This window comes from Acetobacter conturbans, from assembly GCF_011516755.1.
GTDB lineage: Bacteria > Pseudomonadota > Alphaproteobacteria > Acetobacterales > Acetobacteraceae > Acetobacter > Acetobacter conturbans.
Genome location: NZ_WOSY01000002.1, coordinates 40581 through 54000 on the forward strand (window position 1 = coordinate 40581; position 13420 = coordinate 54000).

At 60.2% G+C, this 13420-nt stretch carries 10 protein-coding genes; 1 reads left to right on the plus strand and 9 read right to left on the minus strand.

Translation table 11 applies throughout. The annotated features are described in order from the left end of the window. Window positions 1-32 precede the first annotated feature (32 nt). The 3 genes from glpX to GOB81_RS02245 all read right to left on the minus strand — a co-directional run bounded on the left by glpX (window position 33) and on the right by GOB81_RS02245 (window position 3689). The gene (gene glpX, locus GOB81_RS02235) at window positions 33-1031 is read right to left on the minus strand and encodes a class II fructose-bisphosphatase (protein WP_173568758.1); all 999 of its coding nucleotides are present in this window, start codon (window positions 1029-1031) and stop codon (window positions 33-35) included. Window positions 1032-1131: 100 nt separating this feature from the next. After that, entirely contained in the window at window positions 1132-2454 is a 1323-nt protein-coding gene (locus tag GOB81_RS02240; RefSeq protein WP_173568759.1) for a homoserine dehydrogenase, read from the minus strand. Beyond that, window positions 2451-3689: an LL-diaminopimelate aminotransferase gene (locus GOB81_RS02245; protein WP_173568760.1), complete on the minus strand. Its 1239-nt coding sequence runs from the start codon at window positions 3687-3689 to the stop codon at window positions 2451-2453. Before GOB81_RS02245 ends, GOB81_RS02240 begins: the two co-directional genes overlap by 4 nt. 248 nt (window positions 3690-3937) lie before the next feature. Here GOB81_RS02245 and GOB81_RS02250 point away from each other — a divergent pair, with 248 nt between their 5' ends. Beyond that, window positions 3938-4852, plus strand: coding sequence for an SGNH/GDSL hydrolase family protein (locus tag GOB81_RS02250; protein ID WP_242009999.1), 915 nt, complete (start codon window positions 3938-3940; stop codon window positions 4850-4852). A 925-nt stretch (window positions 4853-5777) separates the two neighbouring features. On the opposite strand, the gene GOB81_RS17475 is transcribed toward GOB81_RS02250, so the two are convergent. The 6 genes from GOB81_RS17475 to GOB81_RS02280 all read right to left on the minus strand — a co-directional run bounded on the left by GOB81_RS17475 (window position 5778) and on the right by GOB81_RS02280 (window position 13390). Then, the gene (locus GOB81_RS17475) at window positions 5778-6167 is read right to left on the minus strand and encodes a hypothetical protein (protein WP_194299766.1); all 390 of its coding nucleotides are present in this window, start codon (window positions 6165-6167) and stop codon (window positions 5778-5780) included. Next, window positions 6164-7120: a VOC family protein gene (locus GOB81_RS02260; RefSeq protein WP_242010000.1), complete on the minus strand. Its 957-nt coding sequence runs from the start codon at window positions 7118-7120 to the stop codon at window positions 6164-6166. Before GOB81_RS02260 ends, GOB81_RS17475 begins: the two co-directional genes overlap by 4 nt. Window positions 7121-7264: 144 nt before the next feature. After that, a complete protein-coding gene (locus GOB81_RS02265; RefSeq protein ID WP_242010001.1) occupies window positions 7265-9289 on the minus strand; it encodes an FUSC family protein in 2025 nt (674 codons plus the stop codon). 263 nt (window positions 9290-9552) lie between these two features. Continuing rightward, entirely contained in the window at window positions 9553-11784 is a 2232-nt protein-coding gene (locus GOB81_RS02270) for a TonB-dependent receptor (protein ID WP_173568762.1), read from the minus strand. 200 nt (window positions 11785-11984) lie between these two features. Then, window positions 11985-12779, minus strand: a complete 795-nt coding sequence (locus GOB81_RS02275) for an ABC transporter permease (protein WP_173568763.1) — start codon at window positions 12777-12779, stop codon at window positions 11985-11987. After that, window positions 12776-13390 (minus strand): ABC transporter ATP-binding protein, encoded by a 615-nt coding sequence (locus GOB81_RS02280; protein WP_173568764.1) that lies wholly within the window; start codon window positions 13388-13390, stop codon window positions 12776-12778. Before GOB81_RS02280 ends, GOB81_RS02275 begins: the two co-directional genes overlap by 4 nt. Window positions 13391-13420: the final 30 nt, after the last annotated feature.

Here is a 13420-nt window from a genome sequence, read left to right on the forward strand (position 1 = left end):
TCCGGACAGGAGAGGGACGCCGTGCGGCACCCTCAGCGGGCGCTCCACGTCTTGGTGTTGAAGTTGTGGTAGCCCTTGATGAAGCGCAGCGTGCCGGACTTCGAGCGCATGACCAGAGAATGGGTAATGGCGCTGTTCGGCATACGCTTCACACCGTCAAGCAGGAAGCCTGAGGTCACGCCTGTCGCGGAGAACAGAACGTCGCCTGCGGCCAGATCCTGCAATCCAAGCTTGCGGTCGGGCTTCTTGCTGGGATTCATCGCCTGGGCGCGCTCGCGCTGGGTGTCATCCTCGAACATAAGGCGAGCCTGCATCTGGCCGCCCATGCAACGGATGGCGGCGGCGGCAAGCACACCTTCCGGTGCACCACCGGAGCCTGCGTAGATATCCACGGAGGACGTGTCGAGACAGGCGGCAATGCCAGCCGCCACGTCGCCATCGGAGATGAGACGGACGCGGGCACCGGCTTCGCGTGTCTTGGCGATCAGTTCTTCATGACGCTCACGGTCAAGAGCGCAAAGGGTGATGTCGCCGATGTCACGACCGCGTGCCTTGGCAAGGTTGCGCAGGTTTTCCGTGATGGAGGCATCAAGGTCGATGAGATCATCGGGCAGGCCCGCGCCGACGATCAGCTTGTCCATGTAGACGTCCGGTGCGTGCAGGAAATTGCCACGCTCGGCGAGGGCCACGACCGTGATGGAGTTTGGCATGTCCTTGGCGCAAAGGTTGGTGCCTTCCAGCGGGTCCACGGCGATGTCCATGGCGGGACCGCCGGAACCGACTTTCTCACCGATATAAAGCATCGGTGCCTCATCCATCTCGCCTTCGCCGATCACGACGGTGCCGTCGATGGCGACCGTATCGAAGGCCTTGCGCATCGCTTCGACCGCAGCGCCATCGGCATCGTTTTTCTGGCCGTGCCCGGTCCAGTGCGCCGAAGCAAGCGCTGCCGCTTCAGTGACGCGAACGAGTTCAAGGGCGAGATTGCGGTCCGAAACGATAATGGGCTGCGGGGTCGTGTCGGCCGACATGGGCGCTTCTCCGATGATGATTACGGCACGCTTATTGCCGCCGCTTTGTAGGATGGAAAGTTATCACCTGCTCGAAGGGAGGTCGAGAGGCGGTAACTTTTCAGAAAGCTTCGATGCGGATGAGAACAGGGGCGGTGGAAACCACATCCAGAGCAGCAATGCGCTCCAGGGCGGCCTGCATTGCGCTTTCTTTCGTAGGATGAGTGACCAGCACAAGCGGCACATCGTCACCCTGACGGGCGGACGGGTGCTGGATCATGCTGCTCAAGGACACGCCGCAATCACGCAGGATGGCGGTGATGTCGGCGATCACGCCCGCACGGTCAGCCACTGTCAGGCGCAGATAGAACGCTCCGCGCCATTCGGAAGCCGGACGACTGCGGACGGATTTCAGAGTGCGGATATCCGTGCCCCAGACCGGGACCGTGTTGCCACGGGCGACGTCGATCAGGTCCGCCGCAACTGCCGTGGCCGTCGGGCCGGCTCCTGCGCCGCGCCCTTCCACCATCAGGCGACCGACAAAGGTCCCTTCCGCGATGACGGCATTGAACACCCCATCGACCTGCGCGATGGGAGCTGTTTCCGGCACAAGGCAGGGCGCAACGCGTGCCTCGACACCGCGCTCCGAACGGCGTGCAAGGCCAAGAAGCTTGATGCGATAGCCAAGAGCGCGGGCGAAGCTGAGGTCGTGCGCACCGATACTGCGGATGCCTTCGACGTGGACGCTGTCGAACTCCACAGGATGGCCGAACGCGAGCGATGCGAGGATCGTCAGCTTGTGAGCGGCGTCAATGCCATCGACGTCCGTGGACGGATCGGCTTCGGCGTAACCCAGTTCCTGCGCCTCGGCGAGAACGTCGGCGAAGTCCCGACCCGTTTCGCGCATGGCGGTGAGGATATAGTTGCAAGTGCCGTTGAGAATGCCGCCGATGGACAGCAACCGGTCCGCTGCCAGACCTTCGCGGACCGTCTTGATGGCCGGAATGCCGCCCGCCACGGCGGCCTCGAACAGCAGAGGCGCATTATGCCGGGCGCTCAGTCGGGCGAGGGCATCGCCATGAATGGCCAGAAGCGCCTTGTTGGCCGTGACGACGGCTTTTCCAGCCGTCAGGGCGGATTCAACAAGCGCCCGGGCCGTGCCTTCCGCACCGCCGATCAGTTCGACAACGACATCAACGCCGGGGTCGTTCGCCAGATCGACAGCGTTCGTGTGCCATGTGAGGGCGCTGAGATCGATGCCGCGATCACGGTTGCGGTCACGGGCGGCAACCGCCGTGATTTCGATCGGCCGACCGGCGCGCGCCGTGATGATGTCCGCGTTGTCACGCAGGAGAATAGCAAGACCGGCACCCACTGTGCCGAGACCCGCGACGCCGAGGCGCAGCGGGCGGTTGGAAGCGACGTCTCCTTTGGACGAAGTCACGACGCGGTATCCTCCATGGCAGGCTGTTTCTGTAGTGAGGCGATCGGCCCATTGATGCCATGAGCGCTCATGAAGCCCTTTATGGCGCGGGTGGCCTGACGCAGACGCTGCGTGTTCTCAACAAGCCCGATGCGCACGAATCCTTCTCCGTGCTCCCCGAATCCCAGACCCGGCGCGACGGCGACGCCTGCTTCCTGAAGCAGAAGCTTCGAGAAAGCGACACTGCCCATGTCGCGGAATTTATCCGGAATGGGTGCCCATGCGAACATGGAGCCTTCGGGAGTCGGCACATCCCAGCCAGCGCCATGCAGGCCGCGGAGAAGCACGTCGCGACGGTCTTTATAGAGCTGGCGAATTTCGGCCACGCAATCCTGCGGACCACTCAGGGCGGCAACGGCGGCAACCTGAATGGGCGTGAAGGCGCCATAATCGAGATAGGACTTGATGCGGGCGAGCGCTTCGATCAGGCGCGGGTTGCCCGCTGCGAAGCCCATGCGCCATCCGGCCATCGAATAGGTCTTGGAGAGCGAGGTGAACTCGACGGCAATATCCTTCGCGCCTTCGACAGCGAGAATGGACGGCGGCACGAGGTCCCCGAAATAGATCTCGGCATAGGCGAGATCCGAAAGGATGAAGATCTCTTCCTTGCGGCAGAACTTGACGATTTCCTTGTAGAAATCGAGATCCGCCAGATAGGCCGTCGGGTTGGAAGGGAAGTTGACGATCAGCGCGGTCGGCTTAGGCACGGAGTGGCGCACGGCACGTTCGAGCGCGCGCAGCATCTCGTCATCGGGGTGGGCGGGGATGGATCGCACCGACGCACCAGCGATGATGAAACCGAACTGATGAATGGGATAGGACGGGTTGGGCACCAGAATGGTGTCGCCCGGGCTCGTGATGGCCGAGGCGAGGTTCGCCAGCCCTTCCTTGGAGCCGAGGGTCGCGATGACTTCCGTTTCCGGGTCCAGCTTCACATTGAAGCGTCGCTCGTAATAGCCCGCGAGAGCGCGGCGCAGGCCGGGGATGCCACGGCTGACGGAATAGCGATGGCTGCGCGGGTCAGCGACCGTTTCCACCAGCTTCTTCACGATATGGGGCGGAGTCGGGCTGTCCGGATTTCCCATGCCGAGGTCGATGATATCCTCGCCCCGGGCCCGGGCGGCGGCCTTGGCCTTGTTGACCTCCGCGAAAACGTAGGGCGGGAGGCGACGGATGCGATGGAACTCTTCGGTCATGGCCGGTTTGTCCTGCTGGCTCTTGCGGCTCTTGGTGCCGGAATGGCGGGGAAAAAGGTATAGAAAGGGACGGGGAGGGTGGCAAGGTGGAGGGAAGGCCCGCAGAGCAACCCTGCTGTCATTGCTCCCTTTACGGCGGAAATCTTGCAAAGCGGTTATCTCGCTGACAATGTTTCGTATATGGAACGAAAAAGCGTTGCCGCATCGGGAGACGTCTGGTGAAAAGAAGCTTTTGCTTTTCAGGATTTTTGCCTGCTCTCCTTCTGCTGGGCGGCCTCTCGGCCACTCCGGGGCAGGCGCAGCAGACTCGCTTCAGTCATGTCTATGCATTCGGTGATAGCTATCTCGATAATGGGGCGCTCCGTGCCGTGTCAGAGGAAGCCGTCAGGGCAAAAGTTCCTGGTGCCATGATCCTGCCGCGTGAAAGCCCCGCAGGGGTTTACTGGCAAGGGCGATGGAGCAACGGTCCCACTTCTGTCGAAGTTCTGGCCAAGCGCCTGAATGTCGGCCTGAGCGATTATGCCGTGGGTGGCGCGCGGTGCGGCAGCGGCAATTACGATACGTGGCTTGATGGCTGGCGCGATACGGGACTGCGTGGGCAGATCCTCGCATTTTTGTCTGGAGGACAGGCTCTGGATCGGGATGCACTGTATGTAATGGGTGCATCCGCAAATGACTTTTTCCAGAAAATCGATTTTTCAAAGCCGATCTCGCTGCCGGAGATGGCATGGCAATGCGCGACGGAAATGCAGGATGCGGTCAATCTGCTGGCACGTCATGGGGCCCGTCATTTTCTGGTGTTGAGCGCCTATGGGCTGGATCGTGTTCCTGCCGTGGCCAGTAATGTGAAAACAGTAGCTCTGGCGCAGGAGTTTCAGGTTCTGTTCGATCGGGACGTTCATGAGGCGCTGGATGCTCCCCACTCTTCCTATGGTATAACGCTGCGCTGGTTTTCCGTAGCGATGGCAACGGAAAACCTCATTCGTGATCGAGAAAAATATCACATCACGGATACCGTCAATCCATGTCAGGTGACTTTCCCGCAGCCACAGAAGGCGTGTGCTGACCCGGACCAGCATCTTTGGTGGGATGAATATCACCCTACCCGTCGGGCGCATGCCATCGTCGCGGATAAAATTCTTGAGGGTCTCGAAGAACGCTGAATCCCGAAGACTGGTGGATATAAGGGATTCTGCCGTTTTTCATGGTCGCCATCCGTCTTGTCGGAAGGGCCGCTGGGGCGTGTCGTCAGTCAGCGGATATTGAGGATTGAACGCTTGTATGGGTCTGTGTCGGCTGAAACTTTGGGGGTTCAGCAGGCTGGCGGATACGTTGTTATGGATTGCGGGATGCCCGTGGGGGCGGATTAGAAATCTTTCCGGTTCGTGAGCAACAAGTTGGCGGAACACCGTCTGTTCGTAGACGCAGTCCTGTATCGCTACCGGGCAAGCGTTTCGTAGCGTGATTTCCGGGCCGTTTCGGAAATTGAAAGAATGCTTATGCGCCGATGATGTGAGAGCGGCGTGGTTGAGTACACCTTTCATCATCTGGTCGCAGGTCACGACACTAATTACGCGGTGATCATCTGTTCGGACGCGTCAGCACAGCTGCCGTGCACCCGTAAAAAAGAGGCGTTGATCAGGTCTTTGTAGGATCACGAGGTCGTCTGCTCCCAAAATCCACGCCACCGTGACCGTTATGGGCACTCAGGTCGCACTTTCCATCATGACGGGTCTGGTTGCCGACATCAGTCAGGCACACCCGCTCTTCGAACAGAACTGAGCCGGTGCGTTCGTTCCTGACTTGATAAGGTTTATGGCGCTGACAGATTCATCAACAGCCTGTCAGCGTTCGGGATCGCCTCGGTGTTTCTATCCAAAAACACCCGAAAGGCGACCCGGTTATCGGCAGCGAAACCTCATTGAGCGGTTCCTCAATAACCGCATATATTTTCCGGCTTGCCGCTAGACGCTATGACCAGCCGGAAATCTATTTGCCTGGCAACGGGGGAACGCGCCGCCACCTTCACCAGCCTTAACTGACGACACGCCCTCGCATGGCCTGTGGAATGGCGACCGCAGTTAACGGTTAGCGACCGCGCCCACCACCGCCACCGCCTCCACCATGACTGCCGCCGCCGCCCGGTCCGCCACCACCATGTCCCCCGCCGCCGGGACCACCACCTGGTCCTCCAGCGTGCCCACCGCCACCGCCGGGGCCACCACCGCCGCCCGGTCGTCCGCCACCACCGCCACCCGGTCCGCCGCCGCGTGGACCGCCACGTGAGCCACGGTAAGGACCGACGCCATATCCTGGCCCCCAGCCGCCCCAACCGCCGTTCCAGCCGCTGTTATAGCCGTAATAACCGCCGCCGTAGTTCCCATACCCGTAGCCGTCATCGTAAGCGCAGCCTGTAAGCAGGGAGGTGACACCAAGCGCGGCTGCGAAAAGCAGTTTACCGGGACGAAATAGGCTCATTTTGCTTCTCCGGCGACTGTCGGCATGTGCCATTCCATGATCCCGAACACTGCGCCAGCCGGGTCGGCGACAATGGCGATCATGCAGTTATTGTGGTCCAGATGCGGTTCCACGAGCACTTTACCGCCAAGCTGGGGGACTTTCTCCGCCGTGGCGCCGACGCTGTCGACCTGAACGAAGTTCATCCAGCGCGCCGGAGCATTTGCCGGAAGCCGGGGTGGAAGCGGATTGATGATCGCCCGGGCATATCCTTGCGATTCGAGCAGATACCGCAGGGGACTGGACGTGTCCTGACTGGTCTGGACCTCATAGCCGAACAGTTTCTGATAGAAACCAGCGGCATTAACCGGGATGTCGGTCAGCAGCGCGCTCCAGATCCATTCGCCCTGAGCTGTGGGGGTATCGGAATCAACCGGGTCACCGCTGCCGGAATGAATGACGGCAAAGACGCCGCCTTGTGGGTCCGCGATGATCGTTTCACGACCAAGACCGGGAATGTCATGGGGTTTGAAAAGGATTTTTCCGCCCCAGACCTTTGCCGTCTGCACCACTGCGTCGGGGTCCGTCGCGGAAATGAAAGGAAGCCAGAGCGGTTGGTGGCGCACTTCATCATCGGAAGGAAGCGGGTGCTCTACAAACCCGGCCACATTACGCCCACCGGCCATCGCTTGAGCATAGCGACCGCGCGAAACGGGAATATCTTTGAAAGTCCAGCCAAGCAGCGTGCCGTAGAATGTTTTGGCCTGCGTGAGATCCGGGATCGTCAGCTGGGCATAGACGATTTTGCCCGGGAGGACGGACTGCGTCGACGGTGCCGAGATGGGCAAAAATGTGTCGGCCGCGCGTGCGTGCGGGGCTACGGCCAGAGAGGTTCCGAGCAGGAGGGCGATCGCGACGCGATGCAGACTCCCAAAGCGGGGGGTGATTCCCGATGACGATGAAGAGGACGACAAGGCAAGCTCTCCTGTGGAACAAGGCGACCAGAGATTCACGTGTAGGTCATCACGCCATATTGCGAGGGACCGCACAAGCGGGGAGCTGGAATAGCGGGGCTCTCGTTCCGTCGCCGGTGAAGGTTGATGCAGCCGTAGGCGGGTTCAGGCCGTCTCCGCGCTCAACGATTTCAGCAACGCCTGCATGCCGAGAAGGTTTTTCGTGTCGTGCGACTTGCCTGTTGCAGACGTCATTTCCGGTTCTTGCAGGAAAGTGGCGTAACGAGCCGCGCGTTCGGCAGCGAGGGGCGATGCCGTGTCTGTGTGTTCCAGCCACCAGACATTGGCGGCTCCGGCAAGCTGGCGCAGCAGCAGCAGGATTTCTCCACAGATTTTCAGGTAATCCGACCGGCGCAGTCCTTCCAGACGGGTCTGCTGATAGAGAATTTCAGCTTTCGTGGAAGCTGTTCCCGCATCGCGGCGCGCCTGTTCTATGGCGCTCCATGTCGCCTTGTCCGTACGGGCCGCGAGCGCCGCATAACGGATATTCGCATCGAATGCCGCCGTGATCAGCGCAGGCAGAGGAGGCGCCTTCTTTTCCGGCCATAGCAGGAGACATGCCGCCAGCCCGACAAGGCTGCCGATGATATTATTCTCCGCACGTGAAAGCGCGACATCCCAGCCGTGCGTGGAACTGACAAGATCCGTGACCAGCACGAACAGCTGGGTCATAAACATCACGCAGAGCGTATAATTGACGCTGCGAAGCGCTATCGTCAGGGCGGCGAGGGGGAAGATCAGCAGCAGGATGGCGGACATCGGCAGCGCAACGCCCATAAGCGCGGCCAGAAGACCGCCGGCGATGCTTCCGGCCATGCGTTCAAGAGCACGCGGCAGCGTGACGTTGACGCTCGGCTGAATGACCACCACGACCGCCATCATGGCCCAGTAAGCATAGGGCAGCACGAGCCACAGTGAGATGGCGTAAGCCGTCAGAACAGCGACGGAAAGCCGCGCGGCATGGCGGACAAAAAGCGCCTTTGCCGGAGGTTGGCGTCTCGCCGTCGCCTGATTTTTCCATACCGTCTGCTGATCCGGAGCCTTACGCCAGGCGGCTTGCAGATCGGTGAGAGCATCGGCGCACAGATGGGCGCCCCGTGCGAACAGGTCGCCCTGTTGAGGACCAGCGGTGCGCAGAAACTCGATCTGGCGCTTCAGAGATTCCGGCCGAGGCTGGGGTCGGCTCAGTTCCCAGGCCAGATGGCGAAGGGTGGCTGACACCAACTCAATAGTGCGGTGGGCGACGGGCGTAAGAGGCGCGGAGAAAGCGGCGTGCTCAAAGCCCATGACCGCGACGAAAATCCGGTCGGCGGCTTCGACAGCGGGAAAAAGCGTGGCGTGGGCGCGATGGGTGAGGATTCCGGCAGAGAGCGTCTCCACCATCGAGCGTGTCTGTTCGATGCGGCGACGGATATCGCGGCGATAGGCGCTGATCTCGTGATAGAGCTTTTCATCATCCAGTGGAGCGGCACCATTGAGGTTCAGGAGCCGCCCCGCCATGTTGGCCTGCTCGCGGAAAATGGCGGCACAGGCCTGCTTCTGGGGAGCATACGGGTCAACCGGCCACGCAAAGACGCAGATCAGGACCGCCCAGATGGAGCCGCTCACGAACATGCCAGCGAGATGCACCGCCCCTTCCGGGGACTGGGGGTAACATACAGCCACGACCGCGACGATGGCAGCCAGAACGCTGATCTGCGTGGCGATAGGGCCTCGCATCCGGGTCAGGCCGCAGATGAAGATGCAGACACCCAGTGCGATGAAAACGGGAATAATGCCCAATCCGGACGCCGCTGCCATCAGGCCCGTGATCATGGTTCCGGAAAGGGCGAATTTCATCAGTGTCTGAAGTCTAAGGCGTATCAGACCGCCGGGATCGACAAGGCAGGTCCAGAAAGCCGAAAAGGCGGCCCACGCCATGATGGGGGCCTGCAGATGCCATGCCAGCAGCATCACGGTTCCGACCGCGACGCCTGCCCGCAAGCCCTCGCGCACGGCGATCTGTTCCGGTGCGATATTGATCGCACGCGCCCCCAGCCAGTGGGTGATGGCGGCAGGCATCATTCCGCTTGGGAGTTGCGAGAAGAAACGACTGATGCGTCGGCGGAACAGGATGGGACTCGTCTTCATGGGACCGAACGCAATATAAAAAACAGGGCTGTAACGATACCGTGAACAGAGCCTTGAGGCGAGTTTTCTGACCTGCATATTCGTGAGGGTGGGATAACAGGCTGTCCGGCGGCCGTCCTTGCCGGCAAATCACGGGCATCTCGATTATAGGCCCATGACGGCACCGGAGAGTGTCTTACGTGCCGCTTTTCGACAGTGCGGGGTGGTCAGGGCATGCCAGTTTCAGTCTGCGACGACACTGATAGGCCCCTGACTGACCCTGCTTAGAGATCGGCGGTGAAGGAAAACTTGAACGTACGGGGCAGTCCTTCCACCAAATAACCATTGAACGCCGAAGCCCAGAACCGTGTGTTGGCCAGATTGTCCACGCCGAAACGAAGTGTCAGCGGCTTGCCGTAGGCCGCGAAGGTATAGCGGGCCGCCAGATCAAAGCGGGTCCACACAGGGAGATGAGCGGAGTTCTCCACATTGACCCACTGCTTGCCTGTGTTGACCACACGGCCGATGACCGTAGCGCCCTTCAGGAACGGCAGATCGTATTCGAGATTGCCGTTGATCGTGTAGTTCGGAATGCCGATCGCCGTGTGGCCATTGTCGGTACCGCCCTGCGTGCGGCGGAGGTCGGCATCGATCAGGGTCAGGCCACCATTGAAACGCAGGCCGCGGATGATTTCGCCATTGACGGTCAGTTCCATGCCACGGTTACGCTGCAGACCATTCTCCCGGTAAATCAGCATTCCGGTGTTGCCGTAGGCTTCGGTGTAAGCGTTGGGCTGCGAGATCTGATAAAAAGCAAGACCTGCGCTGAAACGTCCGATGTCGTATTTCGCTCCGACTTCGTACTGCACGCTCTGGTATGGCGCAAAGGTCTGGCCAAGATTGACGACGTTTGTGCCCGTCGCCTGTGGTCCCTTCGCGAGACCTTCGATCCGGTTGAAATAGATTGCCGTCCGTCGGGTCGGATGAACAACAAGCCCAACGACGGGTGTGAATGCACCCTTGTTGTAACCGGCATCGAGGCTGCCGTTCGTGGCATAGTTGTAGCTGTTCTGCAGAATGCTCTGATATCGGAAACCGGCGGTGAGTGCGATGCGGTCATGCCAGAAGGTCATCGTGTCGGACAGGAAGAGACTGTAGAGCTTCGTCCAGTTCGAACGGGTAGGGTTATTGATATTCCCGCCTACCCAGTTCTGGGTCGGTGAAGCAACCTGCTGCGTATGGTACAGGTTGCTGTCGATAGGCACCGCCGGGTCGTAATACATGGCATAAGCGGTGCTGGTTTCTTCCCATAGCGCGGAACCGCCCGCGTTGATTTCATGATGAATCGGGCCTGTGTCCACATGAGCCCGCACTCCGGCACGCGTGCTTTCATTGTTCTGCTGATAGGGCACGTACATGCTGCCGATCGTGCCGTCGCCAGTTGCGGCGTTGGTCACGGTCAGGGAGGAGTAATTCCCTCTTTCATTGCTGCTGAGCGCACCGAAAGCACCATAAACTGTAATGTGTTTTCCAAAATCGTGCTCGATGTTGAGCATGCCGAAAAGATAGTTCATGTCGGCATACGTCCAGCGTTGCCCGAAATTATGTGACGGCGCTGTGGGACGAGGCACGGAGGTGACATCCGTGCCGAGAAAAACGCCTGCACGTCCGCCCTGAACATTCTGGTTCTGGTAGGCCATGTTGAGGTCGATACGGGTCTTGTCGTCGTGCCAGTCGAAATTGCCGCCCACCGCCGCGTCATGGCGGTATTCGTGATCGATGGAGGTCTCTCCGTCCATGCCCGCCGCATTGAGACGGAAGCCGAAAGCTTTATTCTGACCAAAACGACGGCTCACATCGATCGCACCACCTCCCTGTCCATTGCTGGTGTAATCACCCGTCAAACGGTTCAGGTCGGTATCTTCGGCATGTTTGTACATCAGGTTGATGTTGCCGCCGATGCTCGAACCACCGGGAGCCGCGCCATTGAGGAACGCGCTGGCACCATTGAGCACCTGCACCTGATCGTAGAGCTGTGGCGAGACGAGCTGCCGGGGCACGATGCCGTAGAGACCGTTGATGGCCACATCGTCACCATCCACGGGAAAACCGCGAATGACGAACATTTCCGAGAAGTTGCCGTAACCCATCGTCGTGCGGACGGAGGGATCATTCTCCAGCACCTGTCCGAGTGTCTGGGACTGCTGGTTGAGTATGATACTCGAATTATAGCTGCGGATATTGAAGGGGACATCAAGCCCTTTCTTGGTGCCCAGGGCGCCAAGCTGCCCCCCGCTGGTCACTTCCATCCGGTTTCGCCGTGCAGCACGGATGACAAGATTTTCGGTTGCCTGTGCCTTGACTGCCTGCGGCGTAGCTGTTGGTGACGGTTTTTCGGCTGGCTTCGTGGACTGCTTCTTTGTGGCGGAAGAATCAGGTTCGGCGGCCAGAGCCGGTGTCAGGCTGCAGGATGCAAGGAGAAGGATAAGCAGCCGGGAAGTCTTGCGGGAATACATGGGGAAGACGCCTTTATGGGAAGGAACCCGACGGCCACTTTACGATGCCGGGTTGCTGTCGAAAGGCGTGTTAATGATAATCTTTCGCATTTTCAAGTGCCATCTGGGAGAGCGACAGATTTTGAGACTGGAACTGTGTCGTAAAAAACACTGCTTGTTACAGAGAATTCCTATAACTCCCTGCAAAGACGTGATGTTGCTTACGGTCTCAGGCGATCCAGACGCAGGCGTCCCCGGTGATCGGTCAGATGCAGCGTGGTCAGCGTCGCCGCGATTGTAGCACCTGCAAGATTGCCAAAAATGACAAGGCTCATCAGCACGATCTGATAGCGGGAGGCTGAGACGGGGCTCATCCCGGCAAGAAGCTGGCCGGTCATGATGCCCGGAAGCGTGACGAGTCCGGCGGCGGACATCTGGTTCAGCGTGGGGATGAGGGCCGTTCGGAGCGCCTTGAGGATCGGATCTTCCAGCGCCTTCAGGCGCGTCGCACCGAGTGATATCCGGGCTTCGATGGCCCCGCGCTCCCGCGTGACGCTGCTGAGCAGGCTATTCAGTGTCAGGCTGGTGGCGTTCATCACATTGCCGATGATGAGACCGGCCATCGGGATGGTGGCTCGGGCGGCGAAAAGCGGATGGGGGCAAAGGCTGGTGAAGAAGCCTGTGGACGTCGCCAGAGCGGCTCCGCACAGGATTGAAAATCCTGCAATGCTGAAATGCCAGCGTCGCGCCATGCGTGTCGTCTGGCGGTTTCCCGCTTCGAACGTCGCGGCGCAGAGAATGACCACCAGCACTGCAAAGGTCAGCAGGATGGACGTCTGGCCGAAGACGAAAAGCAGGACGTTTCCGATCAGCAGCAACTGAACGGTCATGCGCAATGCGGCAATGACGATGGCGCGTCCGGCGTTCAGGGCCAGCACACGGGAGATGACGGCGCAGGCAAGAATGACGGCTGCCGCGATAAGGAGATCGACCGGAGTGATGAGGGCAGGGGTCATGGCGCATCACCCTCTTCCAGACGCCCGTCGCGCAGCGTGAAGTGGCGGTCCGCAAAGCGCCGGGTTTGTGCGGCATTGTGAGAGACGAGGATGAAGATGGTGCCATCCCTCTTCAAACCGGCAAGCATCTGTTCGACAAGCGCCGTTGAGTCGGGATCAAGCGCCGAGGTGGGCTCATCCAGAAGCAGGACCTTCGGTTTGTGCAGCAGACCTCTCACCAGTGCCAGCCGCTGCCGTTCGCCCGTCGAAAGTGTATGAATTTTCGAAGACAGCATCCGCTCGGAAAGACCGACAGAACCGAGCAATGTTCTCGCGGCGCCCGTGTCGGCGACATGGTCGCAGGCCTGCTCGCTCCACCACCCCGGTTCCGCCGGAAAATAGGCCACACGCTCCCGCCAGACGTGTCCCGGGATGGACTGGGCGTCCGTGTCATCGAGGGTAACGCGACCTGTATGAGGGTCCAGATCGGCCAGAAGCCGCAGCAGAAGCGATTTTCCGCTGCCGGATGGTCCGGTGATGGCGAGACATTCGCCCGGTCTGACATGAAGGGTGACAGGACCGACCCGCGAGGAGCGGAGATCGGTGGCGACAAGGCCGGGTTGGGTGGACATGTGCCGTTATTAGCGAGTCGGCAAAAGGGC